The organism is Rhizobium sp. Leaf311 (assembly GCF_001423445.1).
Classification (GTDB): domain Bacteria; phylum Pseudomonadota; class Alphaproteobacteria; order Rhizobiales; family Rhizobiaceae; genus Agrobacterium.
This window is the reverse complement of record NZ_LMNZ01000007.1, coordinates 218,671-243,972: the sequence shown is the minus strand read 5'-3', so window position 1 is coordinate 243,972 and position 25,302 is coordinate 218,671. Positions and strand designations below refer to the sequence as shown.

The window sequence follows — 25,302 nt, the reverse complement described above, 5'->3', positions numbered from 1 at the left end:
AATCAAAGATCGTCACAAAACTTCAAAATCTCTGTTGACACCAGACGGCTGCCCCCGTACATGGCTCCTCGTCGCCCAGATGGCGGAATTGGTAGACGCGCCAGCTTCAGGTGCTGGTACTCGAAAGGGTGTGGAGGTTCGAGTCCTCTTCTGGGCACCATTCCATTTTGATCTTAGCCAGATCAACAACTTACCGAAATTGCAACAGTGAAAATCGCCCGCCGGGCGGACGTCACGCGCTGCTTTTTCCAGCCGCGCAACAGGCATCGCTTCCACCACCGCGCGCTTTTCCGGCAGGGCTTCGTTCTCACGTTAAATCAGTAAAATTGGCCTATTGGCTCGCGCTGGTTCCTGCAGATGCGCTCTCGTTGGGAGAGTGCTCTTCGCAATTGGGCGTGCAGGACAGAACGGTCCGCGCTGTCTGGCGAAAGACGCGCACTGTGTTGCCTTCATCGATGGAAACGATGACCCGCTCGTCCACGATCGCGTTGCCCTGCGCATCCAGAAGAACGAGATTGGTCGTACCGAAGCTGCGGCCTGTCAGCACAATCGTGCGGGCATCTGCCACGGTCGCATCCGCCACCTTGGAATTGCCGATAATGACCTTGCTGACGGGTCTGTCCAGCTTCAGGACGCGCGCATGGTTCATGGACACACGCAGCATTTCATCACTTGCCAGGACCGCGGTGGCCGGCATTGCGGCAAGCACGGTCAGAACAACAGCGATTCGAGCCTTGGAAGCGGACGACATTTACCTGGGCAGCCTTGAACGGAAGATCGGATGCTTTCACCATGCGCGGGATTGGTGAATGAAGCGTTAAGCTCGAATCCCATAATGGTATTGCGCCAGAGACGATTTCCATTACGGGACAAAAGCAAAGGAGTTGCTTCATAATAGCACAGCCCCGAGCATCCTTTTGGGGCAGGAAACAAGCCGTTTGAAGCCCAGGAACCCATAATAATAAGCGGTTTTTCATCTCATTAAAATTTGAAAATATACTTGAATTATCTGTTTACTATTTACATCGCAGGGTCTGTTTAATCATTTTTTAAGGAGATTTTTTAAGTGGTTGGAAATCCAACTTCTGTAGCTTCACCAGCAACCGAACAACGGCAAACAGTTGTCGGCGTGCTGAACAAAGTTGAAAGAGTTTAGGAGAAACCGCATGACACAGATTTTCGCTCGCTTCATGAAAGACGAGTCCGGCGCGACCGCCATTGAATACGGCCTGATTGCCGCCCTGATTTCCGTTGCGATCATCACAGGCGCTACGACAGTTGGAACACGCCTTGGTCAAATGTTCACGAACCTCGGTGCTCGCCTGAACGCAAACATGCCTGCTGCCACAAACTAACAGACTCGAGTCTGCGGCATAGACGCCGCCCTCCTGAAGGGCGGCGCAATGCTATTTAGAATAGGTCAGTCACGTCAGAGGCGCTTCATGGTAACCGCAGCCATATTTCTCATCGTGCCGCTGTGTCTTGCCTTTGCAGCGCTGAATGACCTTTTCACGATGACGATCCCCAATCGCATCTCCATCATCCTGGCCTTGTCCTTCGTGGTCGTCGCACCACTGTCCGGCATGGACATGCAGACCTTCGCCATGAGCCTTGTTGCGGGCCTTGCCGTTTTTGCGGCAACCTTTGCATTGTTTGCGTTGAATACGATGGGCGGCGGTGACGCAAAACTGCTGACCGCATCGGCCATCTGGTTCGGCTTTGATCAGGCGCTGGCGGTCTATATGGTTGCCGTCGCTCTCTTTGGTGGCATCCTTACCGTTGGTATCCTGTTCATCCGGTCCTACCGCCAGGAAATCATGATTACCGGCCTGCCGGTTCCCGATTCGCTGCTTGTTGCCAAGAAGGTGCCCTACGGCATCGCCATTGCCATTGCCGGACTGCTGACCTATCCCGAGGCGCCCCTGGTCCAGCTGGCCATGCAGCACATGATGTGATGCTGGTCTAACGAGGTCGAACCCTCGTTTATTTCTCATTAACCAGTCACGAAGACAATTTATTAACCATAATTACACGAATGGCAGGCCATGGTGGCAGAAGAGATTCTGATCCCCCTCAAGGCCTGTGCATGAAACCGTCGCGCGTCATCATTCTTTCCGTAGCCGTTGTTGCCGCCGCACTTGCCGGTCTTCTGGCCATGCAGCTGGCAAGCCCTCAGCAGGTCGTGGAAAAAGCGGAAGCCATCATCCAGAAGGAACCGACGGTCAATGTGCTGGTGTCGTCGGCCAATCTCCCGGTCGGCAGCCGTCTGGCCGCTGATTCGATGCGCTGGGCGCCATGGCCGCAAGGTGCCATCAACGACAGTTTCGTCACCGAAAACAAACGTCCCGACGCCATCGTCGAATTGACCGGCTCGATCGTTCGCCTGCCGCTGTTTGAAGGCGAACCGCTTCGCGCCGAGAAAGTCGTCGATTCCAGCACGCGGATCATGTCCTCGCTGCTTCCGGCAGGAAAGCGGGCGGTGGCGACGGAAATCTCTGTCGCGACCGGTGCTGGCGGCTTCGTGCTTCCCAATGACCGCGTCGATGTCATCATGGTGCGCAAGGGCGAGGGTGGATCCTTCCTGACCGAAAATGTTCTCAACAATGTCCGCGTTCTCGCCATCGATCAGCAGATCAAGGAAGGCGAGGATGGCACCAGTGCCGTCGTGGGCGCCACCGCAACGCTGGAACTGACGCCTGAACAGGCCAAGATCATGACCGTCGCCCAGCAGATGGCAGACCGGCTGACGCTTGCCCTGCGCTCGGTTGCCGATGCGCAGGACAATGACACCACCGCTGCGGATTACCTGCTGAGCGGAAGCAGCGGCCAACCGGCGATCCAGGTGATCAAATCAGGCTCGATCGTCCGTGAAGGACAGGGAGGAGCTTCGCAATGACCAGCTTTTACTCAAGCGCGCGTCTTGCCCGGGCCATGCGGTCATCCGTCGCTGGCGGCTTGGCCTTTTGTGTCGCCTTTGCGGGCTTTCCCGGAATACCGGCCTCTTTCGGCACGCCCAGCAATGAAGCTTTGGCACAGAGCGCCAGCATCGTGCGTATCAACGAAAGTGGACAGGGTGTTCGCAAGCGCCTGAAACTCGGCCTCAACAAGGCTCTCGTCATCGACCTGCCTGAGGATGCGCATGACATTCTCGTCGCAGACCCCGGCATGGCGGATGCTGTGACGCGCAGCTCGCGGCGCATCTACCTGTTCGGCAAGTCCGTCGGCCAGACCAATATCTTCATCTTCGGTGATCAGGGTCAGGAAATCGTCAGCCTCGATCTGGAAGTCGAGCGCGATATTTCCGGGCTTCAGGCCAATCTGCGCCGGTTCATTCCCGAATCGGATATTCGCGTTGAAATCGTCTCTGACAACATCGTTCTTTCCGGCAGTGTGCGCACCCCGCAGGATTCTGCCCGTGCCGTGCAGCTTGCCTCCGCGTTTCTGAAGGGCGGTGAAGCCACCACCCGCAACATCACCGAGACAAGCCAGAGCAATGGAGATGGCGCCGTTGCCATCTTCGCCGAAGACCGGCAGCAATCTTCCATCGTCAACATGCTGACCATCGAGGGCGAGGATCAGGTAACCCTGAAGGTAACCGTGGCTGAAGTCAGCCGTCAGGTTCTCAAGCAACTCGGCTTCAACGGCTCGATCAGCGGCTCCGGCAGCGATCTGAGCGGACGCATCTCCTTCTCCAACCCGGCCAATCTGGGCAATGCGGCCAGCCTGGCCGGTACCGGCAACATTGCTGGCACAATTGGCAAGGTCGCACTCAGCAGCTATTTCAATGCCATGGAGCAGGCTGGCGTCATGCGCACGCTGGCGGAGCCCAGCCTGACTGCCATCTCGGGAGAGCAGGCCAAGTTCTATGTCGGCGGCGAATTTCGTCTGCCGGCCGAACAGGAAGTTACGATCGACAGCACGACCGGCCAACCCACCGTCACGCGATCCACCGACACGGTTGACTACGGCATCGAGCTGAATTTCCGTCCGGTGGTCCTGTCGCCTGGACGTATCAGCCTGAAGATCGAAACCAATGTTTCCGAGCCCACCTATGAGGGCAGCGTTGCGACCGGCAACGGAAGTACCATCAGCGTACCCGGCAGCACCTATCTATCCATCCGTAAACGCGAGGCCTCCACCAGCGTCGAGCTGCCATCCGGTGGCTCCATCGTCATTGCCGGTCTGGTGCAGGATAATGTGCGGCAGGCGATGTCCGGAATACCGGGTGTTTCCAAGGTCCCGGTTCTCGGCACGCTGTTCCGCAGCAAGGACTTCATCCGCAACGAGACGGAGCTCGTCATCATCGCCACGCCTTATCTCGTGCGTCCGGTCTCGCGCAACGAAATCGCCCGGCCCGACGACAATTTCAATCCGGAAGCCGATGCGGCGATGTATTTCATGAACCGCGTCAACAAGGTCTATGGCAACAGGCAGCAGGCTCACACACAGCCCTATCAGGGCTCGGTAGGGTTTATCTACAAATGACAAAGATGCATTCGATGAAACCTGTTTCTCAACCGCTGCGCCGGACCGGCCTTACAGTCGCGGTTCTGGCCGCCGCCACGCTGCTGCAGGCATGTGCCCGCGACCCCATGTCGACGGGAGCAATTCCTGACGACTATCGCACGCGCCATCCGATAACGCTTTCGGAAGCGCAGCATTCGCTCGATATTCCGGTTTCCTCCGGCGACAACCGCCTAACCATTGCGATGGCCGATAACATCAAGGGCTTTGCGCAGAGCTATACGGCAACGTCGTCAGGCGTTGTGCAGATCCAGGTGCCGACGGGATCGCCAAATTCCGCTGCGGCCTCGATCCTCAAGCGCCATGTGCGGTCCGTGCTTGCTTCTTCCGGCGTACCCTCAGGCAAGATCGTCGAGACCCATTATGGCGCTTCGCCAAGCGGAGATGCCGCACCCATCCGGCTCAGCTTCATTGCGATGACCGCCATGACCGGGCAGTGCGGGCAATGGCCAGAAGATCTTTCCGACAATACCTATTCCAACAAGAACTGGTACAATTTCGGCTGCGCATCCCAGAACAATCTTGCAGCACAGGTGGCAAATCCGATGGATCTGGTCGGGCCCCGTGGCATGAGCCCGATCGACGCCGAGCGGCGCTCCGTCGTGATCGGCAATTATCGTTCCGGCAAGACCACGGCAACCACGGATTAATGTTCACGATGGACCGCACGCGCCCACAGGAAGCACAATGAGCCCGGTAGACTACGATATTCACCGCGAGGAACCGAACGAGGCCTATGCCGAGGAGCCCGTGCGCGCAGGCGATCTCGATGCGCTGAGGCCATTGCCGCGCATATCGGTTCACGCATTCTGCGAAAGTGACAGCGTCCAGAGGCTGATGGAGCGCCTTTCCAGCGACCGTCGCATGACCAAGGTGAGCATGAGAATCACCAATGGTGAAATCGAGGCGGCGGCGACGATGTTCTCGTCCAGTCCGACACCGAACCTCATCATTCTCGAAACCGGGCGTGAGCCTGCAACCTTGCTCAACGATCTGGCGCCGCTGGCGGAAGTCTGTGATCCGACGACGCGCGTCATCATCATCGGCCGCCATAACGACATTGCACTTTACCGCGATCTCATTCGCAACGGAATTTCGGAATATCTCGTTGCGCCCATCAATCTGCCGGACCTGCTCTCATCCATCTCGGCGATCTTCGTGGATCCCGAGGCAGAGCCGCTTGGCCGCAACATCGCTTTCATCGGCGCCAAGGGTGGTGTGGGATCTTCCACCATTGCCCATAATTGCGCGTTCGGCATTTCCAGCCTGTTCTCGACGGAAACGATTCTTGCCGATCTGGACCTGCCCTTCGGCACCGCCAATATCGATTTCGACCAGGACCCTGCGCAGGGTATTGCCGAAGCGGTCTATTCTCCGGAGCGGCTGGACGAGGTCTTCCTCGATCGCCTTCTGACCAAATGTTCCGAACATCTTTCGCTGCTTGCCGCCCCTTCCCTTCTGGACCGGCCCTATGATTTCGAACGGCTGAGCTTTCAGCCATTGCTGGAGCTTCTGCAGCGCAGCACGCCGGTGGCCGTGCTTGACGTGCCGCATATCTGGTCCGAATGGTCGCAGACCGTGCTTGCCGAAGCTGACGAGGTGGTGATTACGGCGGTGCCGGATCTTGCCAATCTGCGAAACACCAAGAACCTACTCGACGCGCTGAAGAAACTGCGGCCGAACGACAAGGTCCCGCATCTCGTGCTCAACCAGGTCGGCATGATGAAGCGCCCTGAAATTTCACCTGCGGACTTCTTCGAGCCACTGGAAATCGAGCCGATTGCGATCATACCCTTTGATGTCCAACTGTTTGGCAATGCGGCCAATAGCGGGCGGATGATCAGCGAAATCGACGCGAAATCACCGATTGCCGAAACATTCTCGCAAATTTCACACATCGTCACCGGCCGTTCCACCGTGCGCAAGGCAAAGCGTGCGGGTCTCGGCAAATTCATGGACCTCATCAAACGCAAGTAATGCATCGCTGCCTGCGCAGCGATCTGCCGGAAGAAAAACATGTTCGGAAAACGTGGCAACGAAGGCTTCCCCAGAGCCACAAACAACAGTCCGGCCGCCGCCGCGCCTGTGGCGGCTCCTGTTGTCATTGCTCCCCGCATAGAGCCCGCCGAAAGGGTTTCTTTGGCACCGGCTCCGACACAATCCTTATCTCACGCCCCTGCGCAGCAACCGCGTAAGCGTGCCAGGACTGAGGATTATTACCAGACGAAGGCGCAGGTTTTTTCCGCGCTGATCGATACGATTGACCTCTCGCAGCTCGCCAAGCTCGACACAGAAAGCGCGCGCGAAGAAATACGCGATATCGTCAACGATATCATCACCATCAAGAACTTCGCCATGTCGATCTCCGAGCAGGAAGAGCTGCTGGAAGACATCTGCAACGATGTTCTTGGATATGGTCCGCTGGAACCGCTTCTCGCCCGCGACGATATCGCCGATATTATGGTCAATGGTTCGGGCCAGACCTTCATCGAAGTCGGCGGCAAGACCATCGAATCCGATATTCGCTTTCGCGACAATGCCCAGCTTCTGTCGATCTGCCAGCGCATCGTCAGCCAGGTGGGCCGCCGCGTGGACGAATCGAGCCCGATCTGCGATGCGCGCCTGCCCGATGGATCGCGTGTCAACGTCATCGCCCCGCCGCTTGCCATCGATGGCCCGGCGCTGACGATCCGCAAGTTCAAGAAGGACAAGCTGACACTTGACCAGCTGGTTCGTTTCGGAGCGATCACGCCCGAGGGTGCAGTGCTGCTGCAGATCATCGGGCGTGTGCGGTGCAATGTCGTCATCTCTGGCGGCACCGGCTCGGGCAAGACGACGCTTCTCAACTGCCTGACAAGTTACATCGACAAGACCGAACGTGTCATTACCTGCGAGGACACAGCCGAACTGCAGCTTCAGCAGCCGCATGTGGTGCGCCTGGAAACCCGCCCGCCGAACATCGAAGGCGAAGGCGAAATCACCATGCGCGATCTCGTCAAGAACTGCCTGCGTATGCGGCCTGAACGCATCATCGTCGGTGAAGTGCGCGGACCTGAAGTCTTCGACCTTCTGCAGGCGATGAATACCGGCCATGATGGTTCCATGGGGACGATCCACGCGAATACCCCGCGTGAGTGCTTAAGCCGCATGGAATCGATGATCGCCATGGGCGGCTTCAGCCTTCCCGCCAAGACGGTGCGCGAGATCATTTCCTCGTCGGTCGATGTGGTCATTCAGGCCGCCCGGCTTCGCGATGGTTCGCGCCGCATCACTCAGGTCACGGAAGTGCTTGGCATGGAAGGCGATGTCATCATCACGCAGGATCTCATGCGCTACGAGATGGAGGGAGAGGACGCGAGCGGTCGCATCATCGGTCGGCACGTTTCCACCGGCATCAGCAAGCCGCATTTCTGGGATCGCGCCCGTTACTTCAATGAGGAAAAACGCCTGGCGGCGGCGCTCGACGAAATGGAGAGCAAATCCCAATGAGGCACCTTGGCGCGCAGCGCAGGACACAGACTGGTCAGGGCGGACACTAGATGAACATGTCGGTGATGCTGCTTATCGTTCTCGTCGCCATATCGGCAGGAGCGATTGCCTACGTCTTCCTGTTTTCCCAGATAGAGGTGGAGAAGAAGACCGCAAGCAGGGTAAGCCGTGTCAAATCCGCAGAAACCGACCACACCAAGATCAAGGCCGCGCGCGACCGGGTGCAGGAGCTGAGCAAGCGCCGGAAATCTGTGCAGGATACGCTCAAGGATCTTGAACGCAAGCAGAGTGAAAAACTAAAAGACCGGAAGGATACGAGCCTGCGCGGCAGGCTGGTCCAGGCTGGTCTCTCCATATCCGTGCGAAAATTCTACCTCATGAGCGGCGGTCTTGGACTGGTCGTGTTTTTGGTAGCCCTGCTGTATGAAGCTCCATTGCTGCTGGCGTTGGGCGGCGGATTTGTCGGCGCACTCGGGCTACCAAGATGGGTCTTGAGTTTTCTCGTCAAACGGCGCCAGAACAGGTTTCTGGAAGAGTTTCCCAATGCGCTGGACGTCATGTACCGCTCCATCAAGTCAGGCCTTCCGCTCAATGACTCGGTGCGGTTGATTGCCTCCGACGGCCAGGAGCCGGTCAAGAGCGAGTTTCAGCGGGTCGTGGAAGCGCAGCAGGTTGGCATGAGCATTCCTGAGGGCATCAACCGCATGATGCTGACCATGCCGCTGTCGGAAGTGAACTTCTTCGGCACTGTCATCACCATTCAGGCCCAGGCGGGCGGCAATTTGTCGGAGGCTCTCGCCAATCTCTCCAAGGTCCTGCGCGAAAGGCGCAAAATGAAAGCCAAGGTTTCCGCCCTGTCAATGGAGGCGAAAGCTTCGGCGGTCATCATTGGCGCGCTTCCCTTCATCGTGGCAATGCTCGTCTATTTCACCTCGCCAGACTACATCATGGTGCTGTTTACCGATACGCGTGGACATCTCATTCTGGGCGTATCGGCGCTCTGGATGTCCATCGGTATTCTCGTCATGCGCCAGATGATCAACTTCGATATTTGAGGCAGTCATGACGGATCAACTTCTTTCCAGCCTCACCAATCTGCATCTTATCGTTGCCGTGCTGGTATCCATCGCGGTCTTTGCCACCTTTTACACGCTGGCCGCTCCCTATTTCGACAAGGGTGACCTCTCCAAACGCATGAAGGCCGTCTCGACGGAGAGAGACCAGATCAGAAGCCGGGAGCGCGACCGCATGAGCGAAGCCTCCAAGGGGGGCAAGGCCACACTGCGCGCCAACAACAACAAATCGGCAAGCAAAATCGTTGAACGCTTCAATCTGCGCGAAGCACTCGTCGATGCCAATACGGTCAACAAGCTCAGAGCCGCCGGCTATCGCTCGCAGAATGCGTTGAATACCTTCCTTGCAGCACGTTTCATTCTTCCCTTCGTCTTCCTCATCCTGGCGTTCCTGTGGGTGTTCATGATGGGAAATCTCGGCGAAAGACCCTTCGGCCTGCGCCTCATGGTCGTTCTCGGCTTTGGATATCTGGGGTTCTACGCGCCCAACATCTTCGTTTCCAACCAGATGTCCAAGCGACAGAAATCCATCAAGCGCGCCTGGCCGGATGCGCTGGACTTGATGTTGATCTGTGTCGAGTCTGGTGTTTCCATGGAAGCAGCCATGCGCCGGGTGGCCGAGGAAATGGCCGACCAGTCTCCGCAACTGGCCGAAGAGATGGTGCTGACGACCGCCGAATTGTCGTTCCTGCAAGACAGGCGTACGGCGCTCGAAAACCTCGGGCTTCGAACGCAGCTGGATGGTGTGAAAAGCGTTGTGCAGGCCCTTATCCAGGCGGAACGATATGGTACGCCGCTGGCGCAGGCCCTGCGGGTTCTGGCGCAGGAAGGCCGCGACGAGCGGATGAACGAGGCGGAAAAGAAAGCCGCCGCCCTGCCCCCGAAACTGACCGTGCCGATGATCCTGTTCTTTCTACCCGTCCTGGTGGCCGTCATTCTCGGCCCGGCGGGCATTCGCATCGCCGACACATTCTGACACCGTCCTTAGGCAGGGTCGACGGCGAAGGCTTACTGAAAAAGCGATGAGACCGGATCAGTTGGTGGCGGTCTTCTTGTTCTTGTCGGAAAGCTGCGACCAGGCATTCTGCTGGGCCAACATGCCACGCAGATATGCGAGATTTGCCTGCGCCTGCTGGGCGGACAATTCCTGCATGGCAATGCGTTGCGCCTCTTCGAAACGCCCCTGAAGGCCCACCACCAACGCCAGGTTCTGGCGGATGCGGCTATCGGCACCGGGCTGCGACGCTGCGGAGCGAAGATAGGTCTCGGCGGTGCGGGGATCGCTCTGAAGCACGTAGGACATGCCAAGATTGGACAGAATGCTCGGATCGTTCGGCTTTAGATCCAGCGCCTGACGGTATTTGGCGCGGGCTTCGTTCGAGCGGCCGAGCTGGTCCAGAACCGCCCCTTCGGCTGAAAAAAGGCGCCAGTCCGGACGATCCGGCGTTTGCGCACGGTTAATGGTGTTGAGCGCCTGCTCCAGCTGACCTGCGGCTGCCTGCGCCTTGCCATAGGATGCCAGAACCTCGCGGTCTGCCGGATAGGCGATGGCCACCTGCTGCATGACGGCCAGAGCCTGCGTGTTCTTGCCCGTCATCATCAGAAGATTGGCGTAGTTGAGGCCAGTGTTGCGATCCTTCGGGTTGCGCTCATAGGCCTTGCCCATGGAGGCTTCCGCCTGTTTCAACTGCTCCATGTTCATCTGATCATAGGAGTGAGAAACCGGAGCCACTGACCCCGTCGAGATGCGGTCAGGCTTGTTGGTGGCACCGCAACCGCCAAGAAAAAGCGCAAGAGCAACCGCGCATGTGCTGCGAAGCAATGTCGTCCGACACGCTGAGATGTTAAAAACAGCAATCATGACATCGCCCCGGTTCGGTTGCAGATAGGGCTTTGGCCGCGTGATTCACGCGACGCAACCCTCGCTCCAGCAATAATCTGTTAACCCTAACAGAGTGTTAATTTGCCGATTCTTGAGCTTTACGAAAGCAGCCTATGGCCCTCTATCAATATATCGAACGCACCACGCCTTTCAGTTCCAAAGCGGGCAAGACGCTGCCTGTTTTTGCCGTGACGCCGGCCCATATCGAACAGGGTGCGATTGATCCCATCGCGCTGGACTGGGCGAAAAAGGCGGGTTTCAAGGCCGATGCGGGCGCGATTCTGTTGATCCCTTCCGCAGAAGGCGCGCTAGGGGGCGCGCTTCTCGGCCTCGGTACCAACCCGTCAGAACTGCCCTTCATTACCGGCAAGCTGGCCCGGGAACTGCCCGAAGGCGACTGGCACATCGAAACGGCACCGCTGACGGTCAATCGTCTTATCATGGGCTTTGGCCTCGGGGCATATCGCTTCGACAAGTACCGCACGGTCAAGGGAAGTGGCGCAAAGCTTCTCATCCCTCGCGACGCTGAAGATGCCGAGATCAAGCGTGTTCTGGCCGGGGTCTATCTCGCCCGCGACCTGATCAACGTGCCTGCCAACGACATGGGCCCGGACCAGCTGGAAATCGCATTTCGCAGCCTTGCAGCGCATTACAAGGCGCATGTATCGGTCGTTGCCGGGGAGGATCTTCTGAAGGAAAACTTCCCGCTCATCCATGCGGTCGGTCGCGCCAGCGAGAGTGCGCCACGGCTCCTGGAAATGACATGGGGCAAGAAGGGTAATCCACGTCTGACACTGGTGGGCAAGGGTGTCTGCTTCGATACGGGCGGCCTCGACATCAAGCCATCGTCATCCATGGCGCTGATGAAGAAGGACATGGGCGGCGCCGCCAACGTGCTTGGCCTGGCCTTGATGATCATGGATGCGCGACTGCCGGTCAACCTGCGGGTCCTCGTGCCTGCGGTTGAAAACTCGATCTCTTCGAATGCCTTCCGTCCCGGCGACATCTACCAGAGCCGCAAGGGCCTGACGGTACAGATCGACAATACCGATGCCGAAGGCAGACTGGTTCTGGCCGATGCCCTGGCCTATGCCGATGAGGATGCGCCGGATCTGATGATCGATATGGCGACACTGACGGGTGCTGCCCGCGTTGCGCTGGGTCCGGATGTACCGCCCTTCTTCACCGACGACGAGGATCTGGCGCACAGCATCGCCGAAGCCAGCATCGATGTCGATGACCCCTTATGGCGGCTCCCGCTCTATATGGGCTATGAAAAGGATATCCGCTCACGTGCAGCCGATATTACCAACGCGCCCGCCGGCGGCATGGCAGGGTCGATCACCGCCGCACTCTTCCTCAAGCGTTTTGTAACGCAGACGAAGAAATGGGCACATTTCGACATCTATGGCTGGTCCTTGAGCGAACGCCCGCATTCTTCCATAGGCGGCGAAGCGCAGGCCATACGCGCCTTGTTCCACTATATCTCACGCAGCTTCGCGAAGAAGTAGGCGCGACCGCGAGGGCGTGCAGACGCCCTCGCTTCACACCCGGACGATCTGTTCCTTGCGGTCTTCCTGACCGAAGAATTTCAGATAACGCTGGACCTCATGCGGCTCGCCCGTCGCTTTTTGCGGATTGTCAGACAGTTTGACGGCGGGGCGACCATTGGCATCGATGACCTTGCAGACAATCGATATGGGCTTCAAGCTTTCGATGGTCTTTGGCGCACATCCGGCAAAATCATTGGTCAGGTTCGTGCCCCAACCGAAACTCATCCGCACACGCCCTTCAAAGTGTTTGTAGGTGTCGATGATCGCATCGACGTCCAGACCATCGGAGAAAATGAGCAGCTTTTTCTTCGGGTCACGGTGCATCTTCTGCCACCACTCGATGATTTTCTCGCCGCCCTCCTTGGGAGGCGCGCTGTCGGGACGAAATCCCGTCCAGTCGGCAACCCATTCAGGGGCGTTGCGCAGAAAGGCCGCGGTGCCGAATGCATCCGGCAGGACGATCAGCAGATTGCCGCCATAGAGACGGTTCCAGTCCTTCATGACCTGATAGGGCGCGGCCGCCAGTTCTTCGTCGGTCTCAGCAAGGGCCGCAACCACCATGGGCAACTCATGCGCATTGGTGCCGACCGCTTCCAGATCGGAATCCATAGCCAGCAATACATTGCTCGTGCCGGTGAAGGCCGGGCCGATGCCTTCCTTCAGGGCTTCCACGCACCAGCGCTGCCACAAAAAGCTGTGGCGACGGCGTGTGCCGAAGTCGGAAATGCGCAGGCCCGGCAACTCTCTCAGGCGCTCGACCTTTTCCCACATCTTGGCCTTGGCGCGGGCATAGAGCACGTCGAGCGTGAAATAACCGAGCGACCGCATGGCGCTGCGTGACCGCAACTCGTTGATGATGGCGAGAGCCGGAATTTCCCATAGCGTGGTATCCATCCAGCGCCCGTGAAAATTCAGCTCATACTGGCCATCGCGCTTGAAAAGCTCATATTCGGGCAGCTGGTAGCTATCCAGCCATGACAGGAATTCCGGCTCGAAAATCTGCGAGCGACCATAGAATGTGTTACCCGCAAGCCAGATGCTTTCCTTCTTGGAAAGCCGCAGGCTGCGTGCATGGTCCAGCTGCTCGCGCAACTCCATCTCATCGATCTCATCGGCAAGCTTTACGGACTTGGTGCGATTGATGAGCGAGAATGTGGCATTGACCTCCGGATAGAGTTTCCAGATCATCTGCAACATCAACAGCTTGTAGAAATCCGTATCGATGAGGCTGCGGATGATGGGGTCGAGCTTCCATGTGTGATTGTGTACACGGGTCGCGATATCTGTCTTCGTCATTGCTGCTGCTATCCCCCGAACCGGACCTCGCCGGTATCGCCGCGCATTTCGAAAAGGCCTTGAGCCTTCAAGAGCCTGATCTGCTCCGCAAACAAAGACTTATCTGATAAGACAGCGGCAAGTCCAGACCGGTTGCAGCAGAGATGGTTCTAAAGCTGCCCGAAGGAACGTGCTGGCAGAAAACCGCATGGAGCGGCGTGCGATCAGAAATCAACCGCTGGCGGATTGATGCCGGGATACCAGTCCTTCGACGTGGGCACGCGTGTTCCGGTGGCAGAGGCACCTGCAGAGCCTGTGCAACGATAACCCTGAACGGCCAGACCGCTGCTACCGAACACATCGCGATACGGGCCATCGGGATAGGATGATGCGACCGACGTCGTGTGGCAATTGTAGCGTTCTTTCGGCTGCAGGGTTTTCGGATCCTTCACGCCCGGCAGATTGGCATAGGCGTCCGGCGCTGGCATATAGCCATTTTCATAGACCGTCTGCGCCTGAACCGCCGAGGCTGCGAAAAGACTACTGAAAACAATTACCGGGATGATTGCTGATCGTGCCATCGTCTGGTCCTGCGGGAAACATCTCTGCCCCATATATAGAGCGGCGCATGGGCGAGAACAGCCGATGCGCCAAACGTTTTCGTGAAGCTCAGGGGCGACGAAAAGCAGTGGGCAATTCGTAAAGCCAACCGATGCGCTTGATCGCTTCGTCGAGATTTTCCCGTGCCACATTCATGGTATGGCCATTGGCGTGGAGAAGCGTTTTCTCGTCTTCCATGATGCCGACATGCCCCTTCCAGAAAACAAGGTCACCGCGGCGGAGATCCGCGCGGTCGATTTCGGTGCCGACGGATTTTACCTGCATATCGGTATCCCGCAGGACCGATTTACCCGTCATCGCCATGGAAAGCTGGACGAGACCGGAGCAATCGATACCGAATCCCGAGCGACCGCCCCAAAGATAGGGCGTTTCCAGAAACCGGAGGGCGATGGAAACATAGTCGCCGGTCTGTGCCTCTTCGACGCTCTGGCAATGGGCGGCAATGACGCCCTCGCCCTTTTCCGTCATCAGGTAACGGGTGCCGCGTGTTTCCTCTTCACCGACGAAGCGGACAAGGCTTCCCATGGACAGCGCCGCAAGCGGTGGCTTGCGGAGTTCGGCCTGCGGGTAAAGGAAGGTGCGCGGCGCTGAGATGCGGTGTGTGGCAACAACGGTTTCACCGAATGCCGTCTCCGGCAGGTAGCCCGCATAGCCATCCGCATCGGCCTGCACCCAGGCCCAGCCATTGCTTCTTTCGAAGACCTGCAGTGTTTCGCCCAGAAGCAGTTCCGTATCGATACCGGCGGTCAGATCCGGCTTCGGTCTCAGCCCGATGACAGGAACCGTTATCTGCGCGGGTGAGCCTTTAACAAAACGCTCTGCCGTAACCTTGCCCTGAAGTTTTTCATCGGCCAGATCGGGACGAAAGATATTCAGGCGACGATCGAGTTTCGTTTCGGTTTCTGTCATTTCGGCCTACCTCATGTCTTTCAGTTTTACCGGAATACACGTTTCGGCACCGCCCGCTAAGCCCTCCGGGCCTGTTCGATGATGAGATCGCCGAATTTTTCCAGATAGAGAGCACCGCTGACCGTGCGTTTGATGATGACATTGCGGCGGTCACGGCTATCGCGCTCGCGGTCAACCAGCCCCATCGCCCCCATGCTGTCGAGCGCTCGCGTAATGACCGGCTTGGTGACGCCCAGCACGCTGGCAAGCCCTCTGACCGTGTGCGGCGGCGGAACGAGGTAGATGTGAAGCAGCAAGGCCATCTGCCGTGATGTGAGATCAGGCGCATCCTGCTCGACCTGTGCAAGCACGACCCTGTGCCAAAGGCCCAGCGCCTGACTAGGGGACAGTTCGACAGACACGTTCCAACTCCGTTTCTTTGCGTGGCGTTGTCATATCCGCCAATCTTGGCGCAAATCAGTGAACAAAACGAAACCGCCGCCAATCACGAAGGCCAAAACTGGCGCATCGGTCTGGCGGCGGCTGCTGTGCTCATTTTGAGCGACATGTCCCCTCTGGACTTGACAGTAGAGAAGCATCAAACGTGCCAGTTGGATTAAGGCGCCGAAACACCATCTTTTCCGGGCGATGGAAAACAGAAAGGCTCCGATGACGTAGTCACCGAAGCCTAGATTTTAAGCGATATTTTTGCCTCGCACAAAAATGCGCCGCCCGATAGAGCAGGCGCATTCTTTGAGAGGTTAAATCTCTGCGCCCTGTGCGCCTTCAATCTCCCGTGCCCGCTCCTTTTTGTTGTAGCGGATGGAGGACCACAGGGAGAGACCGATGAGAGCCGCACCACCCAGACCGGTGATGACCTCAGGAATGTGGACAAGGCTCTGGACGTACATGATGACCGAGAGGATGAGGATGGCGTAGAATGCGCCGTGCTCGAGATAGCGGTACTCGGCCAGAGTTCCCTTTTCGACCAGCATGATGGTCATCGAGCGCACATACATGGCACCGATGCCAAGACCAATGGCGATGATGAACAGGTTGGAGGTCAGCGCAAAGGCACCGATGACGCCATCGAAGGAGAAGCTGGCATCCAGCACTTCGAGATAGAGGAACGCGCCGAAGCCGCCCTTGGCTGCGCCTTCCAGCACCTGCTGGCTGCGGTCCAGAATGCCACCGAGAACTTCGACCAGAAGGAAGGTCAGCAGACCCCAGATGGCTGAACTGAAGAAGAGGGTCGCAGCTTCGGGACCGAGGCTCGGATCATCGCTGTTGCTGATGATGCGCGAGAAGATCAGCATGACGACCAGAACAAAGGCGATCTCGATGCCCTTGATCGACGAATAGGTTGCGATCTTTTCCTCAAACCAGCGAACCCAGTGAACGTCCTTCTCATGGTCGAAGAAGAAGCTGAGGCCAACCATCATCAGGAAGGTTCCGCCAAAGGCCGCAATCGGCAAATGGGCATCCTGCATGATCTGGGCGTAGCGCTCAGGCTCCGTCGCGGCCATGACCATGGCGCTCCACGGACCGACATTGGCCGCGATGACGACGATGAGCAGCGGGAACACGATACGCATACCGAAAACTGCGATCAGAATGCCCCATGTCAGAAAGCGATGCTGCCATTCCGGCGTCATTTCTTTCAGCTTGTTGGCATTGACGATGGCATTATCGAAGGAAAGGGAGATTTCCAGAACCGCCAGAACGGCACAGATGAAGAAGATCGTTGCGGTGCCGCTGATCGTTCCCGTCATTTCCCAACCGAGCCAACCGCCCAGCAAAAGGCCGACGACGGTAACGATGAAGGCCCATTTGAAATAGGTGAGTGAGGATTTTGTTGTCGGTGTCATCACAGTGCCCCCGCGCTTGCTGGCCGAACGGGAAAACGTGGAGCAGGCATTGCGCAAAGCGCACGCATGGAATGCATGGACAGATTATTCATGGGTTTAAATCCGCCGGCGTCATAAGCAGGCGGTACCGACATCGCGAGAGCGCCGTAAAACTCTCGCCAGAGGGGCCCGGCACCAAAGTTCAATCAAGGCCCGATGTCAGGGGCCATGTCAGGCTGTAGTCTCTCAAAGTTTTGATTTCGTCAAGTTTAAAGTTGTTTTTCGCGGCCAATTCAGATTAATCGCGGCTAATATAGCCGATAATGCAAATAAAAGTTGCATCTCCATCTTTGCGACCAAGATCGCGCCGCTTTGACCGGATGCTTCTTTCACCATGGGAAAATGGCGGCGGGAACGAGCTAGACGACGTCCTCGAGCGGCGCGTTTGCGGCTGTTGCCAGCCTGCGTTTGAGCGCATTTTCCCGAAAGAAGATGTAAAGACCGGACAGAACGATGAGCCCCGCTCCGATGACAATGCTTGGCTGCGGAATATCGCCAAACATCAGCCAGCCAAAGACGACAGCCCAGAGCAGCAGCGTATATTGCAGCGGCGCAACCGTCGCTGCATCGGCCAGCTTCAGCGCCCTGTTGACGAGCATATGTGCAGCCATGGCGACGATACCGAGAAGGGCAAGCAGGGAGAGATCGAAGCCTGATTTCAACGGCACCCATCCGTCTGGCGTGACGGCAATTGCGACGATCCCGGCAAGGGCCGCACCGATGATCTGCCAGAACGCAAGCACGGTATCCGGCGTATTCCTCAGCTGACGGCCTGACAGCATCATGAATGCAAAGGCGGCGCTGCCCAGAATGGAGAAGAGTGCGGCTGGCGTGAGCGAAGCCGAGCTTGGCTTGAGCGCGATGAGCACGCCCACAAAGCCGATGGCGATTGCCGTCCAGCGCCGCCAGCCGACCTTTTCCCCCAGAAGGAAAGGCGACAGTGCCGCAACATAGATCGGTGCGGCGAGCCAGTAGGTCATCACATCCGCCAGGGGCAACGCCTTGACGGCAAAGTAGAAGCAGAACAGCTCTGCCGTCGAGAACATGGCACGGGAAGCCTGCAGCATGGGGCGCTCGACGCGCAGGACACTGGATATGTTCGCACGCCAGAGAATGGGAACCAGAATGATGAGTGCAGCGGCGCTGCGGATCAGGATGACCTGGCCCAGACTATAGGTGGAGACCAGCCATTTGCCCATGGCATCGTTCAACGCAAAAAGAAGCATACCGAGCAGCATGACAGCCACCCCAAGACCGGTGGGGGAAAGCTGGCGAATGAAATTGGGCATTATCTGCACTCCCTGGAGATTCCATGGATCGATGAGGCCCTTTTCCAAGTCAAGCCCTGGGGTGAGCAGATATGTAATTTAGGGATATCTATTTCAACATGAGGTCTCTCATGGCCGCGAGAAAGCGTTTTGAAATGACGTCACGCTGCACGTGCCGCCCGTTGCGCACAACCGGCCTGCCATTGATCCAGACGGTGTCAGGCTTTGCGAGACCGGCAAATATCCATCCGTCCAGCACATCGTCACGGGTCAGGTAGGGTGCTGCCGATGTGTCGAGCGACAGGAAATCTGCCGAAAGGCCCTCTGCGATGCCTGCCCTTGTTCCCAGAGATTGCGCGCCACCGGCAATGGCGGCATCGAACAGGGCTCTGCCGGTCGATCCGCCCGCGGGCGCCAGCACGCTGCGCGCGCGATCAGCCAGCCTTTGTGAATATTCCAGCTGCCGCAACTCATCGGCAACGCCGATCAGCACATTGCTGTCGGACCCTATGCCCAGCGCCCCACCGGCATCGATGAACTGGCGGGCGGGAAACGTACCGTCACCGAGATTGGCCTCGGTTACCGGGCAAAGGCCCGCGACTGCGCCGCTGCGGGCAAGGCCAGCCGTTTCTTCCTGCGTCATGTGGGTGGCGTGGATCAGGCACCACCGGTCCGTCACATCGGCATTGTCCAGCAGCCATTCCACCGGTCGCTGGCCGGACCATGCAAGGCAATCTTCCACTTCCCGGACCTGTTCGGCGATGTGAATGTGCAGGGGGACCGAAGGTGCGAGCCGGGTGGCGAAGGCCAGTTCTTCCGGCGTTACCGCGCGCAGGCTGTGGGGAGCCACGCCAATGACGCCACCGGGCAGCGTCGAAACCACCCGTGTCGCAGCTTCGAAAAGCTGCGCAAAACTATCGGGACCATTGATGAAACGCCTTTGCCCTTCGACCGGTGCCAGCCCGCAAAAACCCGCATGGGCGTATAAAACGGGCAAGAGTGTCAGCCCAATTCCTGTGTGCGACGCCGCCGAGGCGATGCGCTCCGACAGTTCGGCAATGTTGGCGTAATGTCCGCCATCCCTGTCATGGTGGAGATAGTGAAACTCGCCGACACGCCCAAAACCCGCCTCCAGCATTTCCATGTAGAGCTGCGCGGCGATCGCCTCCATCTGATCCGGCGTCATGGTCAGTGCGAAATGATACATGAGCTTGCGCCAGCTCCAGAAACTGTCGGCCGTCTCTCCTCGCCTTTCGACCAGACCTGCCATGGCGCGTTGGAATGCGTGGCTGTGGAGGTTCGGCATCGCAGGCACAAGAAGCTGTTGCCGGTCGTCACCAGCTTGCGCCGGGACACCGGCGGCGACCGAAGCGATCCTGCCATCGACAATTTCGAGCCTGACATTGTTCTGCCAACCCTCTGGCAACAAAGCGGTTTCGGCGTGGATCCACATTCGAGCACCTCAATTTCCTGATCATGGCACTTGCCTACGGTTCTATTATGTATATACATATTAAACCCAAGGGAAGGAAAATCTGGCATGACCGCAAACTTCGATTCAACCGTCGGCGGACAGGAAAACAGCATCTCGCTTTGGTACAATGCGAGGCTGGCGACCCTCGCCCCAACCCTGCCCGGCCTTGGAATTGTTGAAAACGGTGTGATTGCCGTTCGTGATGGAAAAATAGCCTTTGCGGGGCTGCAGGAAGAGCTTCCCGGTGACCTTGCCATGGCTGGCGAGCGTTTCGATTGCGCCGGGCGCTGGATTACCCCTGCCCTCATCGATTGCCACACCCATCTGGTCTTCGGCGGTGATCGCGCCATGGAGTTCGAGATGCGGCTGAATGGCGCTGTTTACGAGGAGATCGCCAGGGCGGGCGGCGGTATTCTTTCCTCCGTGCGGTCCACCCGCAGCCTTTCCGAAGAGGAACTGACGGAGCAGGCACTGCGGCGTCTGGATACGCTTCTTGGCGAGGGCGTTTCGACGGTGGAAATCAAATCGGGCTATGGCCTCGATATCGAAACGGAGCTGAAAATGCTTCGCGTCGCGCGCAGACTTGCAAGCTTGCGACCCGTGCGGATCGTCACCAGCTATCTGGCGGCTCACGCCACCCCGCCCGAATACAAGGGGCGCAACAGAGATTACATCGCCGACATTGTCTTGCCCGGTATGGAGCGCGGCCATGCCGAGGGGCTGATCGATGCCGTCGACGGCTTCTGTGAAGGCATCGCATTTTCCGTCGAAGAGATGCAGCCTGTCTTTGAGAAGGCGAAGGCACTGGGCCTGCCGGTCAAACTTCACGCCGAACAATTGTCCAATCTCGGCGGTGCGGAGCTTGCGGCGTCCTATTCCGCCCTGTCCAGCGATCATCTGGAATATCTGGACGAGGCGGGGGCAGGCGCGCTGGCAAAGGCAGGCACGGTTGCGGTCCTTCTTCCCGGCGCGTTTTATGCCTTACGGGAAACACGCAAACCGCCGGTGCAGATGCTTCGCGACCTGCGCGTCGACATGGCGCTGGCGACCGATTGCAACCCCGGAACCTCGCCCCTGACTTCAATTTTATTGACCATGAACATGGGCGCAACCCTGTTTGGTCTGACGGTCGACGAATGCCTGACGGGCACGACCCGAAACGCGGCGAAAGCCCTGGGCCTCTCGGCGCAAACCGGCACTTTGGAGACCGGAAAATCAGCTGACTTCACGATCTGGGACATCGAACGACCTGCCGAGCTTGTCTACCGCATCGGCTTTAATCCGCTTCATGCGCATGTTTTCAAAGGACGGACCATCAAACCATGAGCATCATTCTTCACCCCGGCTCCGTAACGCTTGGCGATCTCGCTGACATCTACTGGAACAATGGCGCGGCAAGGCTTCATTCGTCCTTCGATGCGGGCATTGAAAAGGCCGCCCGGCGGATTGCGGAGATCGCAGCCGGCAACGCCCCGGTCTACGGCATCAATACGGGCTTTGGAAAACTGGCATCGATCCGTATCGATGCTGCGGATGTGGCAACGCTCCAGCGCAACCTCATTCTTTCGCATTGCTGCGGCGTGGGCGCGGCATTGCCGGAAAATGTCGTTCGTCTGATCATGGCGCTGAAGCTGATCTCGCTCGGTCGTGGAGCCTCCGGCGTCCGGCTGGAACTCGTGCGGCTGATCGAGGACATGCTTGATAAGGGCGTGATCCCGTCCATTCCGGAAAAGGGATCGGTCGGCGCATCCGGCGATCTGGCACCGCTTGCGCATATGGCCGCCGTTATGATGGGTGAAGGCGAGGCATTTTACGGCGGCGCCTGCATGAGCGCCGCAGACGCGCTGGAGAAGGCCGGTCTCAAGCCTGTCGTCCTTGCGGCAAAGGAAGGTCTGGCGCTCATCAACGGCACGCAGACGTCCACTGCGCTGGCGCTGGCCGGGCTGTTTCGGGCACACCGGGCGGCACAGGCCGCGCTGGTGACAGGCGCTCTCTCCACCGATGCCGCGATGGGGTCTTCCGCACCGTTCCACCCTGATATTCATTCGCTGCGCGGCCATAAGGGCCAGATCGACGCCGGAGCTGCGCTTCGCAGCCTGCTGGAGGGTTCGGAAATTCGGGTGAGCCACATCGAGGGCGATGAGCGCGTGCAGGACCCGTATTGCATCCGTTGCCAGCCGCAGGTGGATGGCGCTTGCCTAGACCTTCTGCGACAGGTCGCGCGTACCCTGGAAATCGAAGCCAATGCGGTCACCGACAATCCGCTTGTTCTCTCCGACAATTCGGTTGTTTCCGGGGGCAACTTCCATGCAGAGCCGGTGGCCTTTGCGGCCGACCAGACGGCGCTGGCGATCTGCGAAATCGGTGCCATCGCCCAGCGCCGTATCGCCCTGCTGGTCGATCCCGCCCTGTCCTACGGCCTGCCCGCTTTCCTGTCGAAAAAACCCGGGCTCAATTCCGGCCTGATGATTGCCGAGGTAACGTCCGCAGCCCTGATGAGCGAGAACAAGCAGATGTCTCACCCGGCCTCGGTCGATTCCACGCCCACCTCTGCCAATCAGGAAGACCATGTTTCCATGGCGTGCCACGGGGCGCGGCGGCTTTTGCCGATGACGGAAAACCTGTTTGCCATTCTCGGCATCGAAGCATTGTCTGCGGTGCAAGGCGTGGAATTGCGCGGACCGCTGAAGACCAGCCCGGAATTGCTCAAAGCCGTTGCCGTGCTGCGCGGCGTCATTCCCTCGCTGGATGATGACCGTTACATGGCTCCCGATCTGAAGGCTGCATCGGAATTGATCGCATCCGGCGCGCTCGTTTCGGTCATTTCGGACGGCATTCTGCCCAAACTGGAGGGATGAGGATGCCGGTTTTCGAACTCCATCAGGGATCATCGCCGATCATTTTAGGGCTGCCGCACACCGGCACCGAAGTGCCAGCGGACATATGGGAGCGGCTGAACGGCAATGGCAGAACCCTTGCCGATACCGATTGGCACATTCACGACCTCTACGCCGGACTGCTGGATGACGCGACGACCGTTCGAGCCACGTTCCACCGCTATGTCATCGATGCGAACCGCGATCCTGCGGGTGTGAGCCTCTACCCCGGCCAGAATACGACCGGCCTTGTGCCTGAGACGGATTTCGATGGCAATCCGATCTGGAACGAGGGAGAGGAGCCGACCGATGCGGATATCGCAAAGCGGCTGCAACAGTTTCACGCGCCCTATCACGCAGCCCTTTCGGCTGAAATTGCGCGGGTGAAGGCCATCCACGGCATTGCCATTCTCTATGATTGCCACTCGATCCGCTCTCATATTCCGTTCCTGTTCGATGGCGCGCTGCCAGATTTCAACATCGGCACGGATATGGGCCGCACCTGCGACCCTGCCATCGAAACGATCGTCCGCGATGGTGGGGCGGAGGCGCAAGGCTACACCTCCGTGTTGAACGGCCGCTTCAAGGGTGGGTGGACGACACGCCATTATGGAAAGCCTGAAACCGGCGTTCACGCCATCCAGATGGAACTGGCCCAATCCACCCATCTCGCAACGGAAACGCCACCTTTCGCCTATGACAGCGACAAGGCCTCAAGGCTACGCATTCATCTCAAGGACATTCTGCAGCGCCTGGAAAAATTCGCGCTCGATGCCAAGGACAGGGGAGTAACAGCATGACCAACCCGCGCCACAATGAACGCGAGGTCCGTGCGCCACGCGGACCGGAGCTTAACGCCAAAAGCTGGATGACCGAAGCGCCGCTGCGCATGTTGATGAACAATCTCGACCCCGATGTGGCGGAGCGCCCGCATGAGCTGGTGGTCTATGGCGGCATCGGTCGCGCCGCACGCACCTGGGAGGATTTCGACAGGATTCTCGCCACCCTGAAGGACCTCAACGAGGATGAGACCTTGCTGGTGCAATCCGGCAAGCCCGTGGGCGTGTTTCGCACACACAAGGACGCGCCGCGCGTGCTGATCGCCAACTCCAACCTGGTTCCGCATTGGGCAACGTGGGAGCACTTCAACGAACTGGATAAGAAGGGGCTGGCCATGTATGGCCAGATGACCGCCGGTTCGTGGATCTACATCGGCACCCAGGGCATCGTGCAGGGAACCTATGAGACCTTCGTGGAAGCCGGTCGCCAGCATTATGACGGCAATCTGAAGGGCAAATGGATCCTGACCGGTGGCCTTGGCGGCATGGGCGGGGCGCAACCTCTTGCTGCCGTCATGGCCGGCGCCTGCTGCCTTGCCGTGGAATGTGACGAAACCCGCATCGATTTTCGGCTGCGCACGCGCTATGTGGACGCAAAGGCGCATACGCTGGATGAGGCGCTTGAGCTGATCGACCAATGGACGAAGGCAGGTGAAGCCAAGTCCGTCGGTCTTCTCGGAAATGCTGCCGAAATTTTCCCGGAGCTCGTCAGACGCGGCATTCGTCCTGATATCGTCACCGACCAGACCTCGGCGCATGATCCTGTTCACGGTTATCTGCCGATCGGCTGGACGGTTGCCGAATGGCGCGCCAAACAGGAGAGCGACCCGAAAGCCGTGGAGGCGGCGGCGCGCGCTTCCATGCGGCTGCAGGTCGAAGCCATGGTGGATTTCTGGAATGCTGGCGTTCCCACGCTCGATTACGGCAACAATATCCGCCAGGTTGCCAAGGAAGAGGGCATGGAAAACGCCGTCGCCTTTCCCGGCTTCGTTCCCGCCTATATTCGCCCGCTCTTTTGTCGCGGCATAGGCCCCTTCCGCTGGGCGGCTCTTTCGGGCGACCCTGAGGATATCTACAAGACGGACGCCAAGGTGAAGGAGCTCACGCCGGGCAACACCCACCTGCACAATTGGCTCGACATGGCTCGGGAGCGCATCGCCTTTCAGGGCCTTCCCGCCCGCATCTGCTGGGTTGGCCTTGGCGACCGCCATCGACTGGCGCTGGCGTTCAACGAGATGGTCAAAAGCGGGGAGTTGAAAGCGCCCGTCGTTATCGGTCGCGATCACCTCGATAGTGGCTCCGTGGCCTCGCCCAACCGCGAGACGGAAGCGATGAAGGATGGCTCGGACGCTGTGTCCGATTGGCCGCTGCTCAACGCCCTCCTCAACACGGCCTCGGGTGCGACCTGGGTCTCCCTGCACCACGGCGGAGGCGTCGGCATGGGATTCTCGCAGCATTCGGGCGTTGTCATCTGCGCCGATGGTACCGATGATGCGGCCCGCAGACTGGATCGTGTGCTGTGGAACGACCCCGCAACGGGTGTCATGCGCCATGCCGATGCCGGTTACGACATCGCGCTGGATTGTGCGAAGGAAAAGGGCCTGCGCCTTCCCGGCATTCTGGGCAACTGAGC

Annotated in this window: 23 protein-coding genes and 1 tRNA gene; 15 read left to right on the top strand and 9 right to left on the bottom strand. The window is 58.6% G+C overall.

What is annotated here, in order from left to right:
* Positions 1–73: 73 nt before the first annotated feature.
* Positions 74–160 (top strand) — tRNA-Leu (locus ASF69_RS11585).
* A 171-nt stretch (positions 161–331) separates the two neighbouring features.
* Here the strand turns inward: ASF69_RS11585 and ASF69_RS11580 are convergent.
* Positions 332–697, bottom strand: coding sequence for a pilus assembly protein N-terminal domain-containing protein (locus ASF69_RS11580; RefSeq protein ID WP_244475456.1), 366 nt, complete (start codon positions 695–697; stop codon positions 332–334).
* A 469-nt stretch (positions 698–1,166) separates the two neighbouring features.
* Here ASF69_RS11580 and ASF69_RS11575 point away from each other — a divergent pair, with 469 nt between their 5' ends.
* The 9 genes from ASF69_RS11575 (at position 1,167) to ASF69_RS11535 (ending at position 10,062) form a co-directional block, all read left to right on the top strand.
* Entirely contained in the window at positions 1,167–1,355 is a 189-nt protein-coding gene (locus ASF69_RS11575) for a Flp family type IVb pilin (protein WP_062587548.1), read from the top strand.
* A gap of 87 nt (positions 1,356–1,442) precedes the next feature.
* Positions 1,443–1,955, top strand: coding sequence for a prepilin peptidase (locus ASF69_RS11570; protein ID WP_062587546.1), 513 nt, complete (start codon positions 1,443–1,445; stop codon positions 1,953–1,955).
* A gap of 131 nt (positions 1,956–2,086) precedes the next feature.
* Positions 2,087–2,896, top strand: coding sequence for a Flp pilus assembly protein CpaB (gene cpaB / locus ASF69_RS11565; RefSeq protein ID WP_062587544.1), 810 nt, complete (start codon positions 2,087–2,089; stop codon positions 2,894–2,896).
* Positions 2,893–4,485 (top strand): type II and III secretion system protein family protein, encoded by a 1,593-nt coding sequence (locus ASF69_RS11560; RefSeq protein WP_062587542.1) that lies wholly within the window; start codon positions 2,893–2,895, stop codon positions 4,483–4,485. The genes cpaB and ASF69_RS11560 overlap by 4 nt, the downstream gene beginning before the upstream one ends.
* A gap of 14 nt (positions 4,486–4,499) precedes the next feature.
* A complete protein-coding gene (locus ASF69_RS11555; protein WP_244475452.1) occupies positions 4,500–5,174 on the top strand; it encodes a CpaD family pilus assembly protein in 675 nt (224 codons plus the stop codon).
* A 37-nt stretch (positions 5,175–5,211) separates the two neighbouring features.
* Complete coding sequence (locus ASF69_RS11550; protein ID WP_062587538.1) at positions 5,212–6,501, top strand: CpaE family protein; 1,290 nt, start codon at positions 5,212–5,214, stop codon at positions 6,499–6,501.
* 39 nt (positions 6,502–6,540) lie between these two features.
* Positions 6,541–8,013, top strand: coding sequence for a CpaF family protein (locus ASF69_RS11545; protein WP_062587536.1), 1,473 nt, complete (start codon positions 6,541–6,543; stop codon positions 8,011–8,013).
* A gap of 50 nt (positions 8,014–8,063) precedes the next feature.
* Positions 8,064–9,068: a type II secretion system F family protein gene (locus ASF69_RS11540; protein ID WP_062587534.1), complete on the top strand. Its 1,005-nt coding sequence runs from the start codon at positions 8,064–8,066 to the stop codon at positions 9,066–9,068.
* Between the two features lie 7 nt (positions 9,069–9,075).
* Positions 9,076–10,062, top strand: a complete 987-nt coding sequence (locus ASF69_RS11535) for a type II secretion system F family protein (protein WP_062587532.1) — start codon at positions 9,076–9,078, stop codon at positions 10,060–10,062.
* A gap of 57 nt (positions 10,063–10,119) precedes the next feature.
* Here ASF69_RS11535 and ASF69_RS11530 read toward each other — a convergent pair whose 3' ends face one another.
* Entirely contained in the window at positions 10,120–10,833 is a 714-nt protein-coding gene (locus ASF69_RS11530; RefSeq protein ID WP_082469706.1) for a tetratricopeptide repeat protein, read from the bottom strand.
* Positions 10,834–11,081: 248 nt separating this feature from the next.
* On the opposite strand from ASF69_RS11530, the gene ASF69_RS11525 reads away from it, so the two are divergent.
* On the top strand, positions 11,082–12,479 hold the full coding sequence (locus tag ASF69_RS11525; protein WP_062587529.1) for a M17 family metallopeptidase: 1,398 nt from the start codon (positions 11,082–11,084) through the stop codon (positions 12,477–12,479).
* Positions 12,480–12,512: 33 nt separating this feature from the next.
* Here the strand turns inward: ASF69_RS11525 and pncB are convergent, their stop codons facing one another.
* From pncB to ASF69_RS11490, 7 genes are all read right to left on the bottom strand, one after another.
* A complete protein-coding gene (gene pncB / locus ASF69_RS11520) occupies positions 12,513–13,817 on the bottom strand; it encodes a nicotinate phosphoribosyltransferase (protein ID WP_062587527.1) in 1,305 nt (434 codons plus the stop codon).
* 203 nt (positions 13,818–14,020) lie between these two features.
* On the bottom strand, positions 14,021–14,377 hold the full coding sequence (locus ASF69_RS11515) for a hypothetical protein (RefSeq protein WP_062587525.1): 357 nt from the start codon (positions 14,375–14,377) through the stop codon (positions 14,021–14,023).
* Between the two features lie 88 nt (positions 14,378–14,465).
* On the bottom strand, positions 14,466–15,326 hold the full coding sequence (locus tag ASF69_RS11510) for an NlpC/P60 family protein (RefSeq protein WP_062587522.1): 861 nt from the start codon (positions 15,324–15,326) through the stop codon (positions 14,466–14,468).
* 56 nt (positions 15,327–15,382) lie between these two features.
* Positions 15,383–15,727, bottom strand: coding sequence for a MarR family winged helix-turn-helix transcriptional regulator (locus tag ASF69_RS11505; protein WP_062587519.1), 345 nt, complete (start codon positions 15,725–15,727; stop codon positions 15,383–15,385).
* Positions 15,728–16,066: 339 nt separating this feature from the next.
* The gene (locus ASF69_RS11500) at positions 16,067–17,173 is read right to left on the bottom strand and encodes a DUF475 domain-containing protein (protein WP_062587739.1); all 1,107 of its coding nucleotides are present in this window, start codon (positions 17,171–17,173) and stop codon (positions 16,067–16,069) included.
* A gap of 398 nt (positions 17,174–17,571) precedes the next feature.
* On the bottom strand, positions 17,572–18,501 hold the full coding sequence (locus tag ASF69_RS11495) for a DMT family transporter (RefSeq protein WP_062587738.1): 930 nt from the start codon (positions 18,499–18,501) through the stop codon (positions 17,572–17,574).
* Between the two features lie 88 nt (positions 18,502–18,589).
* A complete protein-coding gene (locus ASF69_RS11490) occupies positions 18,590–19,933 on the bottom strand; it encodes a formimidoylglutamate deiminase (RefSeq protein WP_062587518.1) in 1,344 nt (447 codons plus the stop codon).
* An 87-nt stretch (positions 19,934–20,020) separates the two neighbouring features.
* Here ASF69_RS11490 and hutI point away from each other — a divergent pair, with 87 nt between their 5' ends.
* Genes hutI through hutU form a run of 4 tightly spaced genes read left to right on the top strand, consistent with a single transcriptional unit; the run spans position 20,021 to position 25,300 of the window.
* Complete coding sequence (hutI, locus tag ASF69_RS11485; RefSeq protein ID WP_062587515.1) at positions 20,021–21,280, top strand: imidazolonepropionase; 1,260 nt, start codon at positions 20,021–20,023, stop codon at positions 21,278–21,280.
* Positions 21,277–22,812, top strand: coding sequence for a histidine ammonia-lyase (gene hutH, locus ASF69_RS11480; protein ID WP_062587514.1), 1,536 nt, complete (start codon positions 21,277–21,279; stop codon positions 22,810–22,812). The genes hutI and hutH overlap by 4 nt, the downstream gene beginning before the upstream one ends.
* A 2-nt stretch (positions 22,813–22,814) precedes the next feature.
* A complete protein-coding gene (hutG, locus tag ASF69_RS11475; protein ID WP_062587512.1) occupies positions 22,815–23,630 on the top strand; it encodes an N-formylglutamate deformylase in 816 nt (271 codons plus the stop codon).
* Positions 23,627–25,300, top strand: a complete 1,674-nt coding sequence (gene hutU / locus ASF69_RS11470) for a urocanate hydratase (RefSeq protein ID WP_062587510.1) — start codon at positions 23,627–23,629, stop codon at positions 25,298–25,300. Before hutG ends, hutU begins: the two co-directional genes overlap by 4 nt.
* The last annotated feature ends 2 nt before the right edge of the window (positions 25,301–25,302 follow it).

Bases quoted from the DNA above. Each gene is read 5' to 3' on its own strand.
- ASF69_RS11580 (WP_244475456.1), bottom strand. From the start codon at position 697: ATGCCGGCCACCGCGGTCCTGGCAAGTGATGAAATGCTGCGTGTGTCC.
- ASF69_RS11575 (WP_062587548.1), top strand. From the start codon at position 1,167: ATGACACAGATTTTCGCTCGCTTCATGAAAGACGAGTCCGGCGCGACC.
- ASF69_RS11570 (WP_062587546.1), top strand. From the start codon at position 1,443: ATGGTAACCGCAGCCATATTTCTCATCGTGCCGCTGTGTCTTGCCTTT.
- cpaB (WP_062587544.1), top strand. From the start codon at position 2,087: ATGAAACCGTCGCGCGTCATCATTCTTTCCGTAGCCGTTGTTGCCGCC.
- ASF69_RS11560 (WP_062587542.1), top strand. From the start codon at position 2,893: ATGACCAGCTTTTACTCAAGCGCGCGTCTTGCCCGGGCCATGCGGTCA.
- ASF69_RS11555 (WP_244475452.1), top strand. From the start codon at position 4,500: ATGAAACCTGTTTCTCAACCGCTGCGCCGGACCGGCCTTACAGTCGCG.
- ASF69_RS11550 (WP_062587538.1), top strand. From the start codon at position 5,212: ATGAGCCCGGTAGACTACGATATTCACCGCGAGGAACCGAACGAGGCC.
- ASF69_RS11545 (WP_062587536.1), top strand. From the start codon at position 6,541: ATGTTCGGAAAACGTGGCAACGAAGGCTTCCCCAGAGCCACAAACAAC.
- ASF69_RS11540 (WP_062587534.1), top strand. From the start codon at position 8,064: ATGAACATGTCGGTGATGCTGCTTATCGTTCTCGTCGCCATATCGGCA.
- ASF69_RS11535 (WP_062587532.1), top strand. From the start codon at position 9,076: ATGACGGATCAACTTCTTTCCAGCCTCACCAATCTGCATCTTATCGTT.
- ASF69_RS11525 (WP_062587529.1), top strand. From the start codon at position 11,082: ATGGCCCTCTATCAATATATCGAACGCACCACGCCTTTCAGTTCCAAA.
- pncB (WP_062587527.1), bottom strand. From the start codon at position 13,817: ATGACGAAGACAGATATCGCGACCCGTGTACACAATCACACATGGAAG.
- ASF69_RS11515 (WP_062587525.1), bottom strand. From the start codon at position 14,377: ATGGCACGATCAGCAATCATCCCGGTAATTGTTTTCAGTAGTCTTTTC.
- ASF69_RS11510 (WP_062587522.1), bottom strand. From the start codon at position 15,326: ATGACAGAAACCGAAACGAAACTCGATCGTCGCCTGAATATCTTTCGT.
- ASF69_RS11500 (WP_062587739.1), bottom strand. From the start codon at position 17,173: ATGACACCGACAACAAAATCCTCACTCACCTATTTCAAATGGGCCTTC.
- ASF69_RS11495 (WP_062587738.1), bottom strand. From the start codon at position 18,501: ATGCCCAATTTCATTCGCCAGCTTTCCCCCACCGGTCTTGGGGTGGCT.
- ASF69_RS11490 (WP_062587518.1), bottom strand. From the start codon at position 19,933: ATGTGGATCCACGCCGAAACCGCTTTGTTGCCAGAGGGTTGGCAGAAC.
- hutI (WP_062587515.1), top strand. From the start codon at position 20,021: ATGACCGCAAACTTCGATTCAACCGTCGGCGGACAGGAAAACAGCATC.
- hutH (WP_062587514.1), top strand. From the start codon at position 21,277: ATGAGCATCATTCTTCACCCCGGCTCCGTAACGCTTGGCGATCTCGCT.
- hutG (WP_062587512.1), top strand. From the start codon at position 22,815: ATGCCGGTTTTCGAACTCCATCAGGGATCATCGCCGATCATTTTAGGG.
- hutU (WP_062587510.1), top strand. From the start codon at position 23,627: ATGACCAACCCGCGCCACAATGAACGCGAGGTCCGTGCGCCACGCGGA.